Raw genomic sequence first — 21221 nt, 5'->3', positions numbered from 1 at the left:
TCGTGGCGGATCAGACACCCGCGTCCGCCGCGGTGTGCTCGGCCGCGGCGACCAGCGCTGCGATCTGTGCCGCGGTGGGGGTGCCGGCGGCGGCGCGGTTGCGCGGGTCGTCCATGGCGCGGCGCAGCACGCCCTCGCCGATGATCGCCAGCTTCCAGAGCGCGAGCGCGTGCCAGAAGCCGAGGGCCGACGGGTCCCTGCCGGTGCGGTCGAGGTAGGTCCGCACGAGGTCGTCGCGGCGCGGGAAGCCCGGCAGCGCGGTGACCGAAAGGACGTCGACGGCGGCCTCGCCCTGTTCCGGCCAGTAGGCGAGCAGGGTTCCGAGGTCGGCCATCGGGTCGCCGAGCGTCCACAGCTCCCAGTCCAGGACCGCGGCGATGTTCCCGTTCTCACCGGACGCGATCACGTTGCGCAGGTGGAAGTCGCCGTGCAGCAACGCGACCTCCCGCTGCGGCGGAACGGCGTCCATCAGCCGCTCGGTGAGCCTGTCCAGTTCGGGTAGCTCGCGGGTCTTCGATCTTTCCCATTGGGAGAACCAGCGCTGCAGCTGACGCTCGGCGTACGGCCTGGTACCGGTCGCATCGGCCAGCCCGGTCGCGCCGAGATCCACGGCGTGCACGTCGGCCAGGGTGCGGGCCATCGCCAGCCCGATCGCACGGCGGCACAGCGGGGACACCGCGCCGGCGACCTCGAGCCGGTCGAGGACGAGCCCGTCCACGAACTCCATCAGCACCATCGGGACGTCGCCGTCGGTCCGGACGCCGTGCACCCGGGGGACGGGGACATCGGTGCCCTCCAGCGCCGCCAGCACCCGCGCCTCGCGGACCACATCGTGCGCCGAGGGAAGCAGCCGGCCGAGCGGCGGACGGCGCAGCACCCACCGCCCTCCCCGCTCGTCGCCGACCGCGAAGGTCAGGTTCGACTGGCCCAGCCCGATCCGGTCGAAGCGGAGCGCGCCCCGGAACTCGATGCCCAGCGAGGCGATCCAGGCGGTCACCTCGCCAGCGTCCGGCCCGAGCGTCTCCACGCTAAGCACCGGCTGTCTTGCGTTCACCGCGGCGGCCCCCGCCCACCACGGCCGGACGCCCCGGACCGTCGACCGGGACCTCCGGCACCCACGGCGCGTCGGCCGAGTCGCGGTGCTTGCGCAGTTCCTGCAGCGCGATGGCGCGCTTGTGGACCTCGTCGGGGCCGTCGGCTAGGCGGAGGGTGCGCAGCTGCGCCCAGGCGTTGGCGAGCGGGAAGTCGTCGGTGACGCCGCCTCCGCCGTGCACCTGGATGGCACGGTCGACGATCTTCAGCGCCATGCCCGGCGCGGCGACCTTGATCGCGGCGATCTCCACCCGCGCCGCCTTGTTGCCGACGGTGTCCATCATCCAGGCGGCCTTCAAGGTGAGCAGCCGGGTCCGCTCGATCTCGATCCTGGCCTCGGCGATCCAGTCGCGGATGTTGGCGCTGTCGCTCAGCCGGTGCCCGAACACGACCCGCTCGTCCGCCCGGCGGCACATCAGATCCAGCGCCCGTTCGGCGACGCCGATGGCGCGCATGCAGTGGTGGATCCGGCCGGGGCCGAGCCGCGCCTGGCTGATCGCGAAGCCCTCGCCCTCACCCTTGAGGACATCGCTCACCGGCACGCGCACGTCCTCGAAGAGGATCTCGGCGTGGCCCTCCCGGTCCATGTACCCGAACACCGGGAGGCTGCGGACGATCGTGACGCCGGGGGCGTCGATGGGCACGACCATCATCGACTGCTGCCGGTGCGGCGCGGCGTCCGGATCCGTCTTGCCCATGACGATCAGTACCCGGCAGTTCTTGTGCATCGCGTTGGAGGCGAACCATTTGCGGCCGTTGAGGACGTAGTGGTCGCCGTCGCGTTCCATGCGCAGCTCGATGTTGGTGGCGTCGGAGCTGGCGACACCGGGCTCGGTCATCGCGAACGCCGACCGGATCGCCCCGTCCAGCAGCGGGCGCAGGTACTTGCGCTTGTGCTCGTCGCTGCCGAACAGCGTGAGCACCTCCATGTTCCCGGTGTCGGGGGCGGCGCAGTTGGTGGCCTCCGGCGCGAGGTGGGCGCTGCGGCCCATGATCTCGGCCAGCGGCGCATACTCCAGGTTCGTCAGCCCCGGACCCCACTCCGGATGCGGATGGAACAGGTTCCACAGGCCGCGCCGGCGGGCCTCGGCCTTCAACTCCTCGACGATCCGCGGCTGGTGGTGCGGGTCGCCGGACTCGCTCATCTGCCGCTCGTACACCGCTTCGGCCGGGTACACGTGCTCGTCCATGAACTCCAGCAGGTCGTCGCGGTAGCGGCGCACCCGGTCGGAGACGGTGAAAAGGTCCACGAAGGCTCCCCTCGGAAGGCGTGCCGTCATCTTTACTTGAATCCGCCTTCAAGTTCAAGTGACGTGCCCTCGCAGGCCGCGCTGCTAGCCTTCGAGCGACGGAGTGCGAACGGACAGAGGCGAAGACCGCAGTGGTTCCCGAAGAGACGGCTCCCGGGCAGACGGCCGGCGGTGAGCGGCAGGCCCGCATCACCCCGCGCAGCAAGCGCGGCGTCCGCACCCGCAACGCGCTGATCCAGGGCGCCCGCGAGGTGTTCGAGCGCGACGGCTACCTCGACGCCCGCATCGTCGACATCTCCAAGGCCGCCGGCGCCGCGTCCGGGTCCTTCTACACCTACTTCAACGACAAGGAAGAGATCTTCGCCGCCCTGGTCGAGCTGGTGCAGGAGGAGATGCTCCACCCGCACCTGCGCGAACGCACCGGCGTCAGCGACCCGCGCGAGGTCATCGAGGCCGCCAACCGCGACTACCTGGAGATGTACCGGCGCAACGCCCGCCTCATGGCCCTGTTCGAGCAGGTCGCCCAGATCAACGAGAACTTCCACCGGCTCCGCCTCGAACGCGGCACCGCCTTCGCCGAACGCAACGCCAGGATGATCCGGGAACTCCAGGAGCGCGGGCAGGCCGACCCGGAAATCGCCCCCCTCGTCACCGCCTACGCGCTGTCGGCCATGGTCAGCCGCATGGCCTACATGGTCTTCGTCGCCGAACTGCCCATCACCTTCGACGACCTCGTCGACACCCTCAACAAGCTCTGGGCCAACGCGCTGCGCCTGAAGCCCTCTCCCTGACCCTGTCCGCGGGCCACCGCCGGACCGGAGGGCGGGACGGCGTGCGTTCAGTCGAGCATCTTGTCGATCAGCTGGTGCAGGTGGGCACGGAACTCCTGGCGGGCGGTCGGGTCGTCGGCCCGGCGCACTCCTTGCCCGCGCGCCATCACGCCCGACCCGAGGAAGCCGTGGACGCACCAGATCAGCGTCCCCAGCAGGTAGGAGACGTTCACGTCGGTCGGCACCTGGTCCTTGACCTTCCGGGCGACCGCCCGGAGCTGGGGGCGGCTGAACTCGTCCTCCAGGCCACCGATGTCGATGGCGTCCAACACCCACCGGTGCATCCACAGCGCGTGTCCGATGGGGTGCTCGAGCTGGAAGTCCAGGTACACGTCGGTCAGGTGGTGCAGGCACTCCCTGCCGGGAGGACAGTCGTCCATCGCGGCCCGCATCACCGCCTGCTCTTCCTCGAAGGCACGCCGCATCGCCGCCAGGTACAGCTCACGCTTGCCTCCGCCGGACGCCACCACCTCGTCGACGCCGACTCCCAGAGCGTCCGCGATGAGCTGCAACGACGTGCCGTCATAGCCGAGTTCGGCGAACATGCGCGAGGCGACGTCCATGACGGCCGATTGCTCCATGTTCTCACGCTATGAAGCCGAGCCCTAGCAATCAGCATCCGATCCGTCATGAATGAGGCAAGTTCGCCCTGACGACGAAGTGCACGGGGCCATGACCCGGCGCGCCCGCGATACATGTACTTGAGGCCAAATTCAAGTATTGTGATGCGGCGCGCACGGCGGTTTCATTACGGCACCCGGCGCACCGCACCGGGTCGCCGCACGGCCCACCACCCACGCAAAGCCCGAGCCGACGCACGTCCGCCACGGCTGCGCGGGCCGACCACCCCAAGGAGAGTCATGCAACACTCGGGCAACAAGCCCACGCCCTGGAGGCGGCTGGCACTGGCCGCCGTCGCCGTCATGGCGGCGGCCGCACCCTGCCTCGCCGTTCCCGGCACTGCCGCCGCCGCGCAGACCGCGCCCGCCGGCGCCCGGCCGGGAGACCTGATCAGCGCAGAGCCGTCGTTGTTCCGCGTGGTGCCCGGGCTCCCGACGCTCACCCGCGCGTGGAAGATCCTCTACCGGTCCACCGACGTCAACGGGAACCCCGACCAGGTCTCCGGCACCGTCATCGTCCCGGACGACGGCCGCACCGGCACCCGCCCGCTGCTCACCTACGCCGTCGGCACCGTCGGTCTGGCCGACCAGTGCGCCCCCTCGGCCAACTTCCCCAAGGGCACCAGCATCGAGGCCGGCGAGATCAACGCCGCCCTCCAGCGCGGCTGGGCCGTCGCCGTCACCGACTACCAGGGCCTCGGCACCCCCGGCGACCACACCTACCTCGTCGGACGCCCCGAAGGCACCGCCGTCCTGGACGCCGCCCGCGCCGCCCAGCGCCTCCCGCAGGCGCAGCAGGCAGGGGTCACGGCGGACTCGCCGGTCGGTGTCATGGGCTACTCCCAGGGCGGCCACGCCAGCGCATGGGCCGCCGAACTCGCCCGCACCTACGCACCCGACCTGCACATCAAGGGAATCGCCAGCGGCGGCGTCCCCGCCGACGAACTGAAGAGCGCCAACGCAGGCGGAGGAATCGTCGGCCTGGAACTCCTGGTGGCCATCGGCCACGACGCCGCCTACCCCGAACTGAACCTGGACGGCTATCTCACCGACGAAGGCCGCGACGTCGTCACCAAGCTGCGCGGCGGCTGCATCCTCGACGACGCCCTCGCCACCATCGGCAAGTCCCTCGACGAGCTGACCGTCCGCAATCCGATCGAATCACCCGACTGGCAGAAGCGCCTGGCCGCCGACAAGCTCGGCACCCGCGCCCCCGGCTACCCGGTGTACCTCTACCACGGCACCTCCGACGAGGTCGTCTCCTATGACCTCGGCGAGCAGTTGCGCGCGGACTGGTGCTCGCGCGGCAACGTCGTCCAGTGGCAGCCCATCCCGCTGGCCAACCACGCCGCCGGGGCCATCGCCGGAGCCGCCCCGGCGATGGACTGGCTGGCCGCCCGCATCGCCGGCCAGCCCACCCAGGGCAACTGCAGCTGATACGAGCCGATGGTGCCGGCCGGCAGGCGAATACGCGCCCGCCCCGGCGCAGGTGGATGATCTGCGAATGAACCGCCGCTGACCGGCGTACACCCGGTCAGCGGCGCTCGCGGGTCCGCGGCGTCCGGCCCCCGGAGGACCGGTCAGCACACTTCGCGGCGACGAAGACGGCTTGCGCGCCGGCTAGAGGAGTGGGTTTGTCCGGGGTCGCACGCTGGATGGCCGTGCCGTGCTGGACGGATTCGTCTCCCTCGGCGGCGACACCGACAGCGCCGGCGGCTGCGCCCTCACCGACCCCACCGATCACCCCGCGAAGCCCTGAGTCCTCAGTCGTCCGGCAGACCGCAGTCGCCGATCTCCTCTCTGGGCACCGCCGGGTCGGGCATCCTGCGGGTCGTCACACGGGGCCAGAGCTCGTCCCACGTCTTCTGATCACGTATGACCAGGTGGCAGGGCTCTTCCAGCCCCGACGACGTTTCCTGGACGAGAGTCTCGAACGGGACTTCGTGCACCTGCAATGCATCATCCATGGCGCCACTTCATCGCACACTCCACCTTTCGGGACCAACCTTTTTTCGTCGGGCGGCGCGGTGCGATCAGTACTTCATGCGGTTGCAGTGCCGTCATAGTGGCCTGGTCGTAGTAACCGGTGTCCGAGGCGCCGCCCGCCCAGTTCGCGGAGCCCGCCCGGGCCAATACCGTGCCGAAGCGCTGGACGCGGGCGAAGTGCTTGGACGATCGGCCGACCCGGTCGGTGAACAGGTCTCGCCCGGCCTCGAATGGGCGCTCATCTGCCGGAACTCGGGAGAGCCGTCGCTCGTCCGCGCCTTCGCAGGTTCGAACTGCATGCCGAGCGCGTGAGCAGTCCCGGGATCGGGCAATGCGCAACCGTTCGCCCTACGAAGCCGGGCGGCCGCGTGCCGCCGCGAATGTCGCGGCGGTGTCGGCGAGAGCGCGGATTCGGGCGTTCTCGCGGGCGGTCGCCCAGATGGGACCGATCGGCATGGCGGACAAGTCGTGGATGGGGATGAGCGCGATGTCGTCGCGGTGGGCGAGCTGCGCGGTGAAGGCGTCGACACTCGGATGGACGATGTGTCCGCGCGCGACCGCGGCCGTCGCCACCCCGTAGGCATCGTCGTCGCCGAGGTCATAGGTGCGGTGAATCGGTTCGCCCGAGGGGGTGGGGTGGGATGAAGTGGTCGAAGAGGGCGCGGGGGAACAGGGCCGGCCGTGCGGCGGTGCGGCGGCCGGCGAGGTCCTCGATCGATATCGAGTCCCGGCCCGCCAGCGGATCTGCGGCCGCGACCGCCAGTACCCGGGAGGCGTGGTGGATCGCCGGACCTGCGGTCAGGTCGGACTGCTCGCGGGGGTCGAGGACCAGGTAGGAGATCAGGACATCGATCTCGTTCCGCCGGAGCGGTTCGTAGAGGGCGCGATAAGGGATGTGGCTGAGGGCGATCCGGCTTCCGGGATGGCGGGCCTCATAGGCGCGGACCAGGCGGTTGAGGGTTTCTCCACCGGTCGGCAGAAGGAAACCGATGCGCAGCGTCCCGGCGATCTGGCCGGCCTCGGCACGGGCGTCGCGGAGAGCGTCCTGCAGCATCCGGTAAGCGGGTTCCACCTCGGTGCGGAACTGGCGCCCTAGCGGGGTGAGGCGGACGCGGCGGCTCGTGCGTTCGAACAACGGTGCGCCGATGTGGCGTTCCAGGGCGGCCACGGCCCGGCTCACCTGGGGCTGGGTGAGGAGGAGCCGCTCGGCGGTACGGCCGAAATGCAGTTCCTCGGCCAGTGTCAGGAAGACTTCCAGTTGCCGCATGTCCGTCAATCGATGTCACCCGACCCGGGTCGGTCACGATCCATGCAGTTCCGGCATCGATCGTTGCACACAACGGTGTTGCTGGTCGATCTCGCCGCCCTGCACGCTCGAAGGCAGGGATTTCGGTGTGGACGGGGCAGCCGGTCGCGCCGCCGGCGCCGCCGAGGAGGACCCGTGACCCAGGTGATCAGGACGCCCGTCGACGCCTCGGACGGGCTGCGGCTCTCGCAGCCCGCCGGCCGGTGGGTGGTCGTGGCGACGGCGCTCGGCGCAGGTCTGGTGCTGCTGGAGACCACGGTACTCAACGTCGCGCTGCCTCCGATGGCGCGCGACCTGGGCACGGGCATGGCCGGGATGCAGTGGACGGTGAACGCGTTCGCGCTGGCGCTGACGGGACTGATCCTCTTCGGCGGCGCGCTCGGGGACCGTTACGGGCGGCGGCGGATCTACCTGGCCGGACTCGCCCTGTTCGCGACCGGCTCGCTGCTGGGCGGCTTCGCCCCGGACATCGGCCGGCTGATCGCCGCACGGGCGGTGCAGGGCGTCGGCGGCGCGTTGCTCGTGCCGGGGTCGCTGGCCCTCATCCAGGCCGCGTTCCACTCTGACGACCGGGCGCGGGCGGTCGGCGCCTGGTCGGGCATGAGCGGGGTGGCGGGGGCGGCCGGTCCGCTGCTCGGCGGCGTGGTGGTCGATGCCGCGGGCTGGCGCTGGGTGTTCTGGATCAACATCCCGATCGCGGCGGTGGTGGCGTCGCTGGTGGCCCGGCACGTCCCCGATGCCGGCGGCGGGACGGCCGAGCGCGGCCGCCTCGACGTGGCCGGGGCCGTCCTGGCGGCGATCGGGTTCGGCGGCCTGACCTACGGCCTCACCGACGCCCCCGGCGGCGGGCCGATCGCGGCGGCGGCCGCCGCGGTCGGCCTGCTCGGGATGGCCGCCTTCGTGCTGGTCGAGCGGCGAGCCGCGGCGCCGATGCTGCCGTTGGAGCTGTTCGCCGTCCGGGAGTTCAGCGCGGCGAACCTGGCGTCATTCTGCCTCTATGGCGCGGTCGCCGGGATGTTCTTCCTACTACCCATGCAACTCCAGATCACCGCCGGCTACTCGCCGCTGGCGACCGGGCTGGCGCTGCTGCCGATCACCGCCGTCGTGCTGGTCCTGTCTCCCCGCACGGGAACGCTCGTCGCCCGCGCAGGCCCCCGGACCCTGCTCACGGCCGGCTCCGTGACCTGCGCGGCCGCGGCCCTGCTGGCGGTGCGGATCGGCGCGGACGCCTCCTACCCGGCCGAGGTGCTCCCCGTCGTCCTCGGCGCGGGCCTGGGCATCTCGGCGATCACCGCCCCGATCAGCGTCACCGTGCTGTCCGCCGTCGCCGGCGACCGCGCCGGCATCGCCAGCGGCGTCAACAATGGCGTCGCCCGCGCGGCCGGGCTGCTGGTCGTGGCGGTGCTACCGCCGCTGGCGAACCTCCCTCAGGACGCCACCCACAATCCGGAGGCGCTGGACCGCGGGTTCGACGTGGGCATGGTGGCCTGCGCCGGGCTGTACTTCCTCGGCGCCGTGGTGGCCTGGTGGGGCACCGGGCGCATCAGGCGAGCCGCGCGCTGACGGCCGGCCACCGAAAATTCTCGGCAGATTTCTTGGGAGGCGGTGTCGGATCGGGGCAGGCGCGTTCGTAGCAGGGGTGAGACGTCGACCGCGCTGCGCCGACCACGGCGCGCGGCCGGGCGCCGACAGGACCGGAAGCCATCCCGACTACTGACGAGGACAGGAACGATGACCGATTCGACGGCAACCAGCGGAACCAGGCCCTTCCGATTCGGGGTCGTTGCCCCGGTCACAACGGATCTGCCGGCGTGGCGAGACCAAGTGCGCCGTATCGCCGGCAACGGATACTCCACGCTGCTGATGCCCGACGTCCCGCGATGGCAGCCGGCCCCCGGCCCCACGCTGGCCGTCGCGGCGACCCTCACTGACCTGCGGGTCGGCTCTTGGGTGTACGCCTCTCCGCTGCGCCCGGCTTGGAGCACCGCCTGGGAGGCGCACTCGCTGTCGGTGCTCACCGAGGGGCGTTTCGAGTTGGGCATCGGCACCGGCAGGCCCGGCATCGAAGACGAACTCCGCGAGCTGGGACTGCCCGTCGTACCACCGGGCGAGAGGCTGGCCCAGGTGCGCGAGACCGTGACGGCGCTGCGTGGTCTCGACGGTCCCGGCTCGCACACGCCTGTGGTGATGGCCGTGCGCGGGCCGAAGGCCCTGGCACTGGCGGCCGACCTCGCGGACACGGTCGCCTTCGCGGTGATGCCGGGAGACGGCCGGGACGAGATCACCCGGGTGGTGCACGACTTCCGCGCCCTCGCCGCTCGGGACATTGAACTCGCGCAGCACGTGGCGGTGATCGGCGATACCGTCGCGCCGTTCATGGCGTCCCCCGACACCGACCCTGCGGCGCTTCGCGCGGTGGACTCGCTGGCGGTGCTTCCGGACGATCCGGCGGCGGCCGCCGAGGAGATCCGGCGGCGACGGGAGGAGCTCGGGATCTCCTACTTCGTCTTCGGTGCAGGCTCCGCCGACGCGCTCGCTCCGGTTGTGGCCGAACTGGCCGGACATTAGGCGGGACCGGTAACCGGACGAGCGGCACGTCGGTGCAGGTCTTGGCAGTATCTCCGACGTAGAACGACCATCGGGGCAGAGGTGTTCGCAACCGGGGTGCGGCGGCCCGCACGGGCCGTCCCCCCGACCACGGGAGATGATCTTCAGATGCGGTACCTGGTTTCCGTGATCGACGACAAGAGCGATCCCGGCAGCACGGACAGGCAGCCCGCCATCAGCGCGTTCAACGAACGGCTGATCGCCGAGGGGCACTGGGTCTTCGCAGGCGGGCTCGCGGACACCGACACGGCCACGGTCATCGACAACCGGGGCGAGCAGGCGGTGTTCAGCGACGGGCCGTTCGTGGAGTCCAAGGAGTACCTCGCCGGCGTCTGGGTGTGGGAGGCCCCCGATCTGGACGTGGCGCTCAAGCTCGCCGCCGAGGCGTCCAAGGTCTGCGACCGGAAGATCGAGGTGCGGCCGTTCCTGTGAACGACGTCGACGTCCAGGAGGCGATCACTCGCACCCACCACGAGGAATGGGGCCGGGTGGTCGCCTCCCTGACCAGGCGTTTCGGTGACCTCGACATCGCCGAGGAGGCGGCCGCCGAGGCGTTCGCGGCCGCCGTCGAGCGGTGGCCGGCCGACGGCGTGCCACCCAACCCCGGCGGCTGGCTGACCACCACCGCCCGCCGGAAGGCCATCGACCGGATCCGGCGCGAGAACAAACGCGACGACAAGCACAAGGAGGCGCAGGCGGTGTACGACGACGACCCGCCCGGGCCGGTCGGCGCCATCGACGACGACCGGCTCCGGCTGATCTTCACGTGCTGCCACCCGGCGCTGGCCGTGCAGGCCCGCGTGGCGCTGACGCTGCGGCTGGTCGCCGGTCTCACCGTGCCGGAGATCGCCCGCGCCTTCCTCGCCCGGGAGACCACCCTGGAGCAGCGGATCACCCGCGCCAAAGCCAAGATCAAGGCGGCCCGCATCCCCTACCGGATGCCGTCCGCCGAGGATCTCCCGGCACGCCTGTCCGGCGTGCTCGCCGTCCTGTACCTCGTCTTCAACGAGGGCTACCTGGCCACCGGCCCCGGCACCGACCCGATACGCCACGACCTGACCGCCGAGGCGATCCGGCTCACCCGCCTGATCCGGGCTCTCCTGCCCGACGACGGCGAGGTGGCCGGCCTGCTGGCACTGATGCTCCTCACCGAGGCCCGCCGCACCGCCCGGGTCTCGGCCGGCGGCGAACTGGTCCCCCTGGCCGAGCAGGACCGCGGGGCCTGGGATGCGGCCCTGATCGCCGAGGGCCACCGGCTCGTCCGCGAGCGCCTCGCCGCTGCCGCCGCCGGAGCCGCCCCGGGCCGCTACCAGATCCTCGCCGCGATCAACGCCGTGCACACCTCCGCCCGCGACATCCGCGACACCGACTGGTCACAGATCCTCGCCCTCTACGACCGCCTCGTCGGCCTGGACCCCTCACCGATCATCGCCCTCAACCGGGCCATCGCGGTCGCCGAACTCGACGGCCCGGACGTGGCGCTGGCAGCCGTCGACCGCCTTGAAGACAAGCTGGCCGACTATCACGCCTACCACGCCACCCGCGCCGACCTGCTACGCCGGCTGGGCCGAAGCCGGCAGTCACGCGCCGCGTACGACAAGGCCATCGAACTGGCAGGCAACACCGCCGAAACCGCCCACCTGACCCGCCGCCGCGACCAACTGGGATAGCAGCCCCAGACGTCCGCTCATGCCGCCGGCCGAGGGCTTGGTGGTGATCCTGCGTCTCGTCTTGGGTGGGCGGTGATGACTGTCGCTAGATCGTCGGCTGTGCGGCGTCGCTTCCCCGGGGGGGCGTACCGGGCCTTAGGCGGCGCGGCGGTAGTCGGGCAGGGGCCGGGCGGTGCGGGCCTGGAGGCGGCGCTCGACCGCTCCGGCGACCTTCATCACCGACAGCCGGACGAGGGCGTCGCGGACGCGGCGGCCGCCGTTGGTCTTCGGCACCATGAGACCCACGTTGGGACCGATCTGCTGCTTCTTGTCGACCAGTGGCCGCTGGACGGCGTCGTAGCGGGCGAAGGCGACCCGGTGGTCGCCGTTGGCGGCGGCCAGTTCGCCGGCCAGCCGGTATGCGCCGACGATGGCCAGTTCGGCGCCCGCGCCCGAGGCGGGGGACGCGCACCACGCGGCGTCGCCTGCGAGGGCGACGCGGCCGTTGGACCAGGAGTCCATGTGGACCTGGCCGAGGGAGTCGAAGTAGAGGTCGGGGTCGGCGAGCGCGGCGTCGAGCAGGGCCTGGGTGGGGGCCCAGGTCTGGCCGGCGAACGCCTCGCCGATCAGGCGGCGCTGCTCGGCGGTGTCGCGGTGGTCGTAGTCCAGCGGGCCGGAGCGGAAGATGAAGTACGCCTTGGCCTGGTCGTGGTTGCCCGACCGGTAGATCCCGGTCATCTTGCCGGGCGTGTTGAACATCGTCACCCAGCGGTCCTCGCCGAGGGCGGCGTCGGCGTTGCCGAAGGCGAAGTAGTGGTCCTTGTGCCGGATGAACCGCTCTTCCGGGCCGAACGCGAGCCGCCGCACGTTGGAGTGCATCCCGTCGGCGCCGATGACCAGGTCGAAGCGGCGGGCGGGCGCGTGCTCGAAGGTGACCGTCACGCCGTCGTCGTCCTGCTCGACGGCGCTGATGGAGTCACCGAAGATGATCTCGGCGTCGGTGGCCTCGTGCAGCAGCGCGACCAGGTCGCCGCGCATGATCTCCACGGAGCCGGCGGCGCGGGTGTCGATCCGGGCGACGGCGCGGCCGGCGGCGTCGACGAACTTCATGCCGTGGACGTCGGCGGCCAGTTCCCGCACCCGGGGCATCAGGCCCATCCGCTCGATGACCGTGGCCGCGTCGTCGCGTACGTCCACGCCGTTGCCGCCGGTGCGCAGTTCGGGGGCGCGCTCGACGATGGTGGGCCGGAAGCCGTGCCGGGCCAGCCAGTGGGCCAGGGTGAGGCCGGCGATGCTGGCTCCGGAGATCAGGATCCGCTCGTTCATGGGAGGCTCCTCTACACTGGACTGAACTGGAACGCAGGTTCCAGATGATTATGTGGAAGGGGCATTCCAGTTGTCAACACCCGCACGCCGAGCCGATGCCGTGCGCAACCGGGACCTCGCCCTCGACGCCGCCATGGCGCTGCTCGCCGAGCCGGGGGCGTCCCTGACCGTGGGGGCCATCGCCGAGCGCGCCGGACTGGGCGCCGGCACCGTCGTACGCGCCTTCGGCGGCAAGGACGCCCTGCTGGACGCCGCCGTCGCCCGCCTGCTCGAACCCGTCGTCCAACGCGCCCGCGACCTGATCGCCGAAACCACGCCCTACCAGGCGCTGCGCGCCTTCCTGCGCGAACTGATCGCCTTCCAGGCCGCCCACCACGCCGTCAACGACCAGCTGACGGGCCTCGACCTGCCCCTCACCACCGCGCTGCGCGCCGACCTCGCCGGCGCCGTCGAGAAGATGATCGAAGGCGCCCGCCGCAGCGGACAGATCCGCACCGACCTCGACCTTCCGGCCACCACCGCCCTCACCAGCGCCACCGCCCTGGCCGTCGCCCGGACCGACCCCGGCCTCACCGACGCCTACCTCACTGTCTTCATGGACGGCCTCTCCACCCCGAACAACCCCACTGTGGGAGCGGATCGAGCCGCTGCCGCCGAAGGTGGAGCGCCGTAAGCGCCATGCCGGACGGCGAGGACCGCCGGGTGTGGTGCGAGATCTTGTGCGTGCTGCACACCGGGACGACGTCACCCAGTTGATGCCGCTCCTGGAGGCGGGGCCGCCGGCCCGGGGCCGGGTCGGACGGCCTCGGCGAAGACCCGGGCAACTGCTGGCCGACCGCGGCTACGACCACGACAAGTACCGGCGCCTGGTCTGGGCCAAGGGCACCAAACCGGTCATCGCCCGGCGCGGCACCCCGCACGGGTCCAGGCTGGGCGCAGTCCGGTCATCACCCTCCCTGCTAGACCAGCATGACCTGGACGACTACCGGTTCCCGCTCACCGCCCGGCTGAGCTGGTGGCCAGCCCCGGGCAAGATCCTCGGCCGGACGACGCCAGATCGCCATGGCCCCTCGCCCGATGACCGTGAGCAGCCGACAGCCACCATTGATCAGCTCCGGCCCAGACTCCGAGATCTAGAAATCAGCGTGCCTTCAACGCCACGCCAATGGCAACGAATCTCAGGCCACCGCGCGGGACCGGTACGGGCCTGCCGCCAGGACACGCACAATGTTTCGCACTCATTGCTTCCAGTAGACGCCGTTGGGATCCGCGTATTTATCGGTTCCGCTCTGGACCCATTCGACGCCGGTCACCGTCCCCCCGGACGGTGCGAGAAAAAGTGCACACGCCTGGTATGAGGATCCGACCGGGAGTTCACCGTTGGGCGCCTCGCCGCTGCACTGGGAGAAGCCGAAGACCAGGTCGGAGAGGATCGTCCTCCCGTCCTGGAGCACACCCTCCATATTTGGAGTGGTGCCCCCCATGTCAGAAACTCCGCCGCCCAGGTTCTTGGCCGAGTATCTGGCATAGAACAGCACCGCACCGTCGGTCTCCTTGCCGTGTGCCTTCAAGGCGGCGAGGTCGGAGGCCGGGGCCTTCTCGATCGAGGTGACGGTGATGGCGAGTTTCTCGTTGCCGCCGTTGGCGAAGGGCACCTTGGCGGTCTGCCCGATCCTGAAGGTCTGGCGGGGGGCGGCGAGGCCGGTCGGGTCCGTACCGCCGACCGGGACCGTACCGTCCGTCGGCGCCGGCTGCTGCGTGGTGGACGAGGCACCGCCGCTCGGCTTCGCGGCGGATGGTGAGGACGAGCCGGCTTCCGGCCGGTCGTGTCCGGAATCGCGCAGCAGAAGAAAGCCGCCCGCAGCGATCAGCGCCGCCGCGAGGCCGGCCGTACCCGCGATCAGGGCCCTTCGCCGGCGCCCGATGGCGGTCTGCCGCGGACGCGTGCCGGGCGCCTGCGCATGCGCCGGTTCGGGAGCCGCGGGCGGCTCGCCGAAAAACGCGGGCGCTTCGCCGGGAACTGCGAGCCGCGGGGGCGTGGCCGCCGGGGCATGAGCGTCGTTCCTCGAACGCAGGAAGTCCGCGACGGCCTGGGCGCTGCCCGGCCGGTCGGCGGGATTCTTGGCGAGCGCGTCCGATACCAGGCGGTCGAGGTATTCGGGCGTCTCCGGCCGCTTGAAGCGCGGCGCAGGGGCCGGCTGGTTGAGATGCCGGTACATCAGTGCATGCAGGTCACCGTCCACACCGAATGGCGGTGAACCCGTGAGCATCTCGTATATCACGCAGCCCAACGCGTAAAGGTCGGTCTGGACGCCGAGCGGCTCGCCGCGGAACTGTTCGGGCGCCATGTAGGCGGGAGTGCCGATGGAACTGCCCTGCGCAGTGAGGCGCGTCGCGCCGCCTGCCAGATGTGCGATACCGAAGTCGCATATCCTGATCCGGTCGTCCGCCAGCACCATGAGGTTGTGCGGTTTGATGTCGCGGTGGACGATGCCGCGTGCATGCGCCGCGGCCAGGGCGTCGGCGATCTGCGTCGCGAACGACGCCGTCCGCGCGACCGGCAGCCCTCCCGGCGACGCCCTGATGACCGCGCGAAGGTCCTGCCCTTCGAGCAACTCCATCACCAGGAACATCGTCGTGCCGTCCGCCTCCGCGTGGCCGTCATCGATGTCGAACACGACGGTGATGCCCGGATGCTGGAGTGCCGCGGCGGTCTCCGCCTCCCGCCGGAACCTGGCCAGGGAGTTCTGGTCGGCGGCCAGATCGGAAGGGAGGATTTTAATGGCCACCGGCCGGCGCAGCCGCAGATCGGTGCCACGCCAGACCTGGCCCATTCCGCCCCGCCCGATCGGCTGCTCCAATCGGTAGCGGTCTCGCAGGAGCAGACCGGCCTTGGGGCCCGGCTCGTTCTGCAACGTGCTTCCTCCCATCAACACCTGCCAAAGGTGATGACTCAGTCGTCGTCATTCCAGGTTGCGACCGGAGTGCCAGTGCCATGCCCCGGGAGATGTGGCAGCGGGAGCACGGCGTCCGCCCACTCGGCGGGCGCAAGGCGGCCGATACCGAGCCATTCGCCGATCGGGGCCGGGTCCATCGTGACCAAGCTTTTGTCGCGGTAGATCCAGATCCATCGTCTGGATGCCGGCCTCCGGGGGCTGGCACGTCATCGCCGTGGTCTGACCGGATCGGCGGCCAGTTCGGACAGGCTCATCGCGATGGACCGGCGCGCGGCGGGGAACCGGCCGAGGGCGTGTAGCGCGGTGTTGCGCAGCCCCCGCAGGGGAGCGCTGTTCACGGTGGCGAGGTGGGTCATCCTGCGCGTGAACGAGATGACGTGTTCGGCGACGGGCCGTCGTTCGGCTTCGTATCCGTCCAGGACGGTGTCGTCGGCGCCGTCGCGGATCACCGCCGTCAACCTGCCCGCCAGATCCATTGCGTCCTGGATGCCGGTGTTCATCCCCTGGCCTCCGGCGGGGCTGTGCACGTGCGCGGCGTCCCCGGCCAGCAAGAGCCGTCCGGCGCGGTAGTGGTCGGCCAGCCGGTGGTGAACCCGGAAGCGGGAACTCCACACCACGTCCTTGACGGTGGCCGGGTGCGCCCGTGGGCCGCGTTCGCGCAGCAGCGCCTGTACGTGCCCGAGGTCGGGGGCCGCGGGCATCCCCTCCGCCGCGGCGGCGACGCGGTGCCGGCCCCCGGGCAAAGGCACCACGAGCACGGTGCCCGCGGCGGACAAGAACAGGTTCTGTTCGTCGCCGGCCTCGGCCTCGGCCCAGTTCATGTGCACGTCGGCCAGGACGAACGACTCGGCAGCGGTGTCGCCGGTGAACGCGATCCCCGCCCGGTCGCGGACGAGGCTGTGCATCCCGTCCGCGCCGACCGCGTACCGGGCCCGGATGGTGCGCCCGTCGGCCGTGCCGGCGACGACCTCGTCCTCGTCCTGCGCGATGTGCGCCAGCTCGCACGCCCACAGCACGCGGCCGCCGGACGAGCGCAGCCGGTCCCTGAGGACCTGCTCGGTGACGGTCTGCGGGACCGTCAGCGCGAACGGGTAGTCGGTGGGGAGCGAACCGAAGTCGATCCTCAGCAGTGGCCGATCGTGCTCGCGGACGGTGTACCGGGACACCGCGACACCCTGCTCGACCAGGCCGTCCGTCACGTCCATCGCGCGCAGCACCTCCAGGGTCCGCGCGTGCACCACGGCCGCGCGGGAGGTCGTCGCCGCGGCGGGCGCCTTGTCGATCAGCACCACCTCGACACCGGCCCGGACCAGCGCGGTGGCCAGCGTCAGACCGACCGGCCCGGCACCGACGACGAGCACGTCGGTGCGGCCGGGCAGCTCCTCGGACATCGCATCATCCCCCGCTCTTCTACATCTATAGAAAACCGGGTTCTTCTACACTTGCAGAAGAGCTGGGGAGGAAAAGTGACGGACAGCACACCACCGACACCGCCGACGCTGGGCACGCCGCGGCGCAGGCTGCTGGCCGACGCCGCGATCAGCACCCTGGCCCGCTCCGGCATGCGCGGGCTGACCCACCGCGCCGTCGACGAGACCGCCGGCCTGCCGCCCGGGACCTGCTCGGCCTACTTCCGGACCCGCCAGGCCCTCCTCCAGGCGGCGGTCGAAAGGCTCGCCGAGACCGACCTCGCCGACATCGACGCCGGCGCCGGCGCGCCCACAGCCCCGGGCAGCACGGCCCCGGACGGGGCGGCCACAGCCCCGGACGGCGCGGCCACGGCCCCGGACGGGCCGGCGGCGCTCGACGGGATCGCCGACCTGGTCGCCGGGCTCGTCGAGCACCTGGCCACCACCGGGCGCGAACGCACCCTGGCACGCTACGAACTGGTCCTGGAGGCCACCCGCCGTCCCGAACTCGGCGCCGTCCTGGCCAAGGCCGCCGACCGCCACCGCGCCCTGATCGAGGGCATCCTCGCCGCCTGGGGCATCCCGCTCCCCGCCGCCCAGGCGCCGCTGCTCCTCGCCTGCCTCGACGGTCTCCTCCACGAACACGTCGTCGGCCTGCCAGGCGCTCCGTTCAGCCGCACCGAGGTCCGCGCCGCCGCGCTCCGCCTCCTTCAGACCTTCACCCGGTGACGTCCACGGAGGGCGCCGTCTCGGGCACGCCGTGGCACCGAACCCGTGATCACGATAGGTCGAGCCCGGACAGATGCCCGGTCGGGGACGGTGGACCGCACCCGTGCGCCGCCGAGTCGGCGCTCCAGCACGGTGATCTGGTGCCGCAGTACCAAAACCTCGGCGTCCTTCTCCCGATCGGACATCGGCAGGAGACGCAGGACCGCGAAGGCGCTCGCCGCGGTCAAGTAGGCCGGTCGCGAGAACACAGCCGCCCATCATCCCGCGGCGACCTCTTGCCGCCGCCTGTTTCGCAGCAGCTCAAGCACGGCACCCGAGCACCCCTCCACGCCTTTCACCTGCGTGGACGCAATTTCGGCAGGCGCACCGTCTCCCGGCGTCCGCCTGGGCCCGTGTTCATCGAACGACCGTTGAATGTCCTGATCGCCCCTATGCTGAGCGACACCATTTCGCGTTCTTTGACCGACGCTGACACCTGATTGCCCATTGCCCGTCGCCCAACACAACACAACGACGTCCATTGCTCGGCGATGGAGTCATGCATCAAGGAGGAACGTTCATGCGCGCCCGGAGCATAGGCGCGGCCGCCGCAACAGCGCTGGCGCTGGTGGCCGCCCGCGACCTCATCCAGAAGAAGCACGCACTGCTCCGGAACTTCCCGGTGGTCGGGCACGCCCGGTACCTGCTGGAGACGATCGGGCCCGAACTGCGGCAGTACATCGTGACCTCCAACGAGGAGGAGCGCCCGTTCAGTCGTGACCAGCGCGCCTGGATCTACGCGTCGGCGAAGGAGGAGAACAACTACTTCGGGTTCGGAACCGAGACCGACGTCGAGCACGTCCAGGGGCACGCCTACGTGAAGCAGCGCACGTTCGCCGCCACGCTGCCCGACGCGCATGACCCGCAGGCCCCACTGCCCTCCGCCAAGGTGCTGGGCGGGCCGCGCGGGCGCGCCAAGGCGTTCCGGCCGGCGAGCGTGGTGAACGTCTCGGCGATGAGCTTCGGATCGCTGTCCGGCGCGGCGATCACGGCGCTCAACCAGGGGGCGGCGCTGGCGGGCACGATGCACAACACGGGCGAGGGAGGCCTCTCGCCGTACCACCGCAACGGCGGCGACCTCGTCCTTCAGATCGGTACGGGGTACTTCGGCTGCCGCGACGAGGACGGCGGCTTCAACCTCGGCAAGCTCAAGGACGTGGTCGCCGGCGCCCCGGTCAAGGCGATAGAGATCAAGCTCTCCCAGGGCGCCAAGCCAGGGCTGGGCGGGATGCTGCCCGGCGCGAAGGTGACCGAGGAGATCGCCGGGATCCGCGGCATCCCGCCCGGCAAGGACTGCGCCTCCCCGTCGCGGCACACCGCGTTCAGCGACGTCGACTCGATGCTCGACTTCGTCGAACTGCTCGCCACCGAGACCGGTCTGCCGGTCGGGGTCAAGAGCGCGGTAGGAGACATGGCCTTCTGGCAGGAGCTGGCCACGCTGATGGCGCGCGGTGACCGTGGTGTCGACTTCGTGACCATCGACGGCGGTGAGGGCGGCACCGGGGCAGCGCCGCGGATCTTCGCCGACTCGGTGGCGCTGCCGTTCCGCATGGGCTTCTCCCGCGTTTACGGCACCTTCGCCGAACTGGGGCTGACCGACGCGGTGACCTTCATCGGCTCCGGCAAGCTCGGCCTGCCCGAGAACGCCACGGTCGCCTTCGCCCTGGGTGCCGACATGGTCAACGTGGCCCGTGAGGCGATGATGTCGATCGGCTGCATCCAGTCGCAGAAGTGCCACACCGACAGGTGCCCCACCGGCATCGCCACCCAGAACCCGTGGCTGGCCCGCGGCCTCGACCCGGCCTCGAAGGCCACCCGGGCCGCCGTCTACCTGCGCACCCTGCGCAGGGAGCTGATCAAGGTCTCCTCGGCCGTCGGCGTCGCCCACCCGGCGCTCATCACCGCCAACGACATCGAGATCATGAACGGCGACTACGAGGCCCGCACCCTGGCCGGCGTCTACGACTACAAGGACGGCTGGGGCGAACTCGGCCCGCACCTCGCCGACGAGATCACCGCGCTGATCACCACCGACCCGGCCTCCGCCCAGAAACCGGCCGTCTGACGCGCCGACAACGACACACACCGCGCTCAGCGCTCCCCTGCCCAGAGCACACGCGCGGCACCAGGCGGTGCCGTCCTCACCTACCCAAACCCCACGGGCACCCCGCCGAGGTGATCACGACATGGCGTAGCGGAGAGTCGCTGGGCTGCATCGCCAGGGGTATGGGAGCGCAGTCGCAGCATGTGCGGCGCTTCCTGGCCGGTGGGCTGAAGAGTCCTCCGCGGTGTCGGTCGTTGCGGCATCTGCCGGCTGAGGAACGCGAGGAGATCTCGCGGGGCATCGCCGCTGGGCCGTCCAGCCTCGACTGCGTCCCGGGTGATCACGCGTAACGGCGGCCGCGAGGCCTCCCGTGTCGGCACAGCCGATGCGGCCGCCGGGCATCAAGCCCGTCGTCCCAAGAGGGAAAAGCTGATCGCCGAGAATCTGGCGGCGCTGGGGATGACGGCCGCGCGGTGGTGTGGACCGCCGCCCGCGTGGAACGCGCCGGGCAGCGTCCGGCGGTGGCGGTGTGGACCGCCGAGCAGACCGCCGCGTTCCTGCACGCCATCCGCGGGCGCCGCCTACCACCTGATCGCGCTGCGCGGACTGCGGCGTGGTGAGCGGCTGGGCTGCGCTGGGTGGACGTGGACCTGGAGCACGGCACCGCGACCATTTCCCAGCAGCTCCAGCGAAGGCGCGGCCGCCTGCAGGCGTGCCCGCCCAAGACCGCGCCCAGCGCCCCAAGGCCAACCGATCCTCGACGTTCAGCAGGCAAGGGCCCGTCTGGATGGGGGCGCTTTCACCGGATGGCCCAAGAGCGTCCTCGCGGGAGCCGGCAACGGATGGGTTCTCGCTACCACGACCGACCCGCAAAACGTCGTCCTCGAAGCACACGACACGCCTCCCCCACCGGACGGGGACGTGATGGAGACGCCGTTCCTCACCATGGGGCGCGGTGTCGAGCTGACCCAGGTGATCAGCCGCGAACCGATGCCCGCGCTGCGGTTCTGGCCCGCCGCGTCGCCTGTCACGCGGGCCGCGTCCCTCGATGGGGAAGACCGGCCGTGACGCAGAGTCGCCCGCATCCGCGCGTGGACGGAGGAGAACGGTCTCCCGATCACCCTTGGGGCCGGGGCCAACTTCGGGAGCGGGGCGCCGGAGAGCCCTAAAATCCCGGGATGAGTAACGATGAATGGAATCGCATCGTCCGTTCGGCGAAGCAGGGCGAGCCCGGCCCTTGGTCGTGCCCTGAGTGCGACGAGTGCACCGTCGAATTGGGTCAGCGGTTCAAGCAGCGCCACGTGGTGGAGTACACACTGATGTGCCTCGCCTGCCAGGCAGAGGTCGTTGCACCTGCCTGAACTCGACCGTACAAGG

At 71.0% G+C, this 21221-nt stretch carries 20 protein-coding genes; 11 read left to right on the top strand and 9 right to left on the bottom strand.

Annotated features, from left to right (window positions below; all coding sequences use genetic code 11):
* Window positions 1-10 precede the first annotated feature (10 nt).
* Entirely contained in the window at window positions 11-997 is a 987-nt protein-coding gene (locus J4709_RS10915) for a phosphotransferase family protein (RefSeq protein ID WP_208239747.1), read from the bottom strand.
* A 31-nt stretch (window positions 998-1028) separates the two neighbouring features.
* Window positions 1029-2342: an acyl-CoA dehydrogenase family protein gene (locus J4709_RS10910; RefSeq protein WP_307801151.1), complete on the bottom strand. Its 1314-nt coding sequence runs from the start codon at window positions 2340-2342 to the stop codon at window positions 1029-1031.
* Between the two features lie 131 nt (window positions 2343-2473).
* Here J4709_RS10910 and J4709_RS10905 point away from each other — a divergent pair, with 131 nt between their 5' ends.
* Entirely contained in the window at window positions 2474-3133 is a 660-nt protein-coding gene (locus J4709_RS10905; protein ID WP_208239745.1) for a TetR/AcrR family transcriptional regulator, read from the top strand.
* Between the two features lie 47 nt (window positions 3134-3180).
* Here J4709_RS10905 and J4709_RS10900 read toward each other — a convergent pair whose 3' ends face one another.
* Window positions 3181-3753 carry a TetR/AcrR family transcriptional regulator gene (locus tag J4709_RS10900; RefSeq protein WP_208239744.1) on the bottom strand — a complete coding sequence of 191 codons (573 nt, stop codon included), beginning with the start codon at window positions 3751-3753 and terminating at the stop codon, window positions 3181-3183.
* Window positions 3754-4032: 279 nt separating this feature from the next.
* On the opposite strand from J4709_RS10900, the gene J4709_RS10895 reads away from it, so the two are divergent.
* Window positions 4033-5229: a lipase family protein gene (locus J4709_RS10895; protein WP_208239743.1), complete on the top strand. Its 1197-nt coding sequence runs from the start codon at window positions 4033-4035 to the stop codon at window positions 5227-5229.
* Between the two features lie 326 nt (window positions 5230-5555).
* Here J4709_RS10895 and J4709_RS10890 read toward each other — a convergent pair whose 3' ends face one another.
* The 3 genes from J4709_RS10890 to J4709_RS10880 form a co-directional block, all read right to left on the bottom strand.
* Entirely contained in the window at window positions 5556-5759 is a 204-nt protein-coding gene (locus J4709_RS10890; protein ID WP_208239742.1) for a hypothetical protein, read from the bottom strand.
* 367 nt (window positions 5760-6126) lie between these two features.
* Entirely contained in the window at window positions 6127-6351 is a 225-nt protein-coding gene (locus J4709_RS10885; protein ID WP_208239740.1) for a hypothetical protein, read from the bottom strand.
* 25 nt (window positions 6352-6376) lie between these two features.
* Complete coding sequence (locus J4709_RS10880) at window positions 6377-7045, bottom strand: LysR family transcriptional regulator (protein WP_232383337.1); 669 nt, start codon at window positions 7043-7045, stop codon at window positions 6377-6379.
* A gap of 174 nt (window positions 7046-7219) precedes the next feature.
* Here J4709_RS10880 and J4709_RS10875 point away from each other — a divergent pair, with 174 nt between their 5' ends.
* The 4 genes from J4709_RS10875 (at window position 7220) to J4709_RS10860 (ending at window position 11361) form a co-directional block, all read left to right on the top strand.
* The gene (locus J4709_RS10875) at window positions 7220-8647 is read left to right on the top strand and encodes an MFS transporter (protein WP_208239736.1); all 1428 of its coding nucleotides are present in this window, start codon (window positions 7220-7222) and stop codon (window positions 8645-8647) included.
* Between the two features lie 168 nt (window positions 8648-8815).
* A complete protein-coding gene (locus J4709_RS10870; protein WP_208239734.1) occupies window positions 8816-9652 on the top strand; it encodes an LLM class flavin-dependent oxidoreductase in 837 nt (278 codons plus the stop codon).
* 147 nt (window positions 9653-9799) lie between these two features.
* Entirely contained in the window at window positions 9800-10123 is a 324-nt protein-coding gene (locus J4709_RS10865; protein ID WP_208239732.1) for a YciI family protein, read from the top strand.
* Complete coding sequence (locus J4709_RS10860) at window positions 10120-11361, top strand: RNA polymerase sigma factor (RefSeq protein WP_307801148.1); 1242 nt, start codon at window positions 10120-10122, stop codon at window positions 11359-11361. Before J4709_RS10865 ends, J4709_RS10860 begins: the two co-directional genes overlap by 4 nt.
* 135 nt (window positions 11362-11496) lie before the next feature.
* Here J4709_RS10860 and J4709_RS10855 read toward each other — a convergent pair whose 3' ends face one another.
* Window positions 11497-12666: an FAD-dependent monooxygenase gene (locus J4709_RS10855; RefSeq protein ID WP_208239730.1), complete on the bottom strand. Its 1170-nt coding sequence runs from the start codon at window positions 12664-12666 to the stop codon at window positions 11497-11499.
* 100 nt (window positions 12667-12766) lie between these two features.
* Here J4709_RS10855 and J4709_RS10850 point away from each other — a divergent pair, with 100 nt between their 5' ends.
* Complete coding sequence (locus tag J4709_RS10850) at window positions 12767-13339, top strand: TetR/AcrR family transcriptional regulator (protein ID WP_208239728.1); 573 nt, start codon at window positions 12767-12769, stop codon at window positions 13337-13339.
* Between the two features lie 565 nt (window positions 13340-13904).
* Here the strand turns inward: J4709_RS10850 and J4709_RS10845 are convergent.
* Window positions 13905-15581, bottom strand: coding sequence for a serine/threonine-protein kinase (locus tag J4709_RS10845; protein WP_208239726.1), 1677 nt, complete (start codon window positions 15579-15581; stop codon window positions 13905-13907).
* A gap of 248 nt (window positions 15582-15829) precedes the next feature.
* Window positions 15830-17014: an FAD-dependent oxidoreductase gene (locus J4709_RS10840; protein WP_208239724.1), complete on the bottom strand. Its 1185-nt coding sequence runs from the start codon at window positions 17012-17014 to the stop codon at window positions 15830-15832.
* Between the two features lie 75 nt (window positions 17015-17089).
* Here J4709_RS10840 and J4709_RS10835 point away from each other — a divergent pair, with 75 nt between their 5' ends.
* The 4 genes from J4709_RS10835 (at window position 17090) to J4709_RS10820 (ending at window position 21205) form a co-directional block, all read left to right on the top strand.
* Window positions 17090-17761 carry a TetR/AcrR family transcriptional regulator gene (locus tag J4709_RS10835; RefSeq protein ID WP_208239722.1) on the top strand — a complete coding sequence of 224 codons (672 nt, stop codon included), beginning with the start codon at window positions 17090-17092 and terminating at the stop codon, window positions 17759-17761.
* A 559-nt stretch (window positions 17762-18320) separates the two neighbouring features.
* Window positions 18321-19865, top strand: coding sequence for an FMN-binding glutamate synthase family protein (locus J4709_RS10830; RefSeq protein WP_208239720.1), 1545 nt, complete (start codon window positions 18321-18323; stop codon window positions 19863-19865).
* Between the two features lie 903 nt (window positions 19866-20768).
* The gene (locus J4709_RS10825; RefSeq protein WP_208239718.1) at window positions 20769-20912 is read left to right on the top strand and encodes a hypothetical protein; all 144 of its coding nucleotides are present in this window, start codon (window positions 20769-20771) and stop codon (window positions 20910-20912) included.
* Between the two features lie 110 nt (window positions 20913-21022).
* Window positions 21023-21205 (top strand): hypothetical protein, encoded by a 183-nt coding sequence (locus tag J4709_RS10820; protein WP_208239715.1) that lies wholly within the window; start codon window positions 21023-21025, stop codon window positions 21203-21205.
* Window positions 21206-21221: the final 16 nt, after the last annotated feature.

The organism is Actinomadura violacea (assembly GCF_017573465.1).
In the GTDB taxonomy this organism is placed as follows: Bacteria; Actinomycetota; Actinomycetes; order Streptosporangiales; family Streptosporangiaceae; genus Spirillospora; species Spirillospora violacea.
This window is presented reverse-complemented; position numbering and strand designations above follow the sequence as displayed.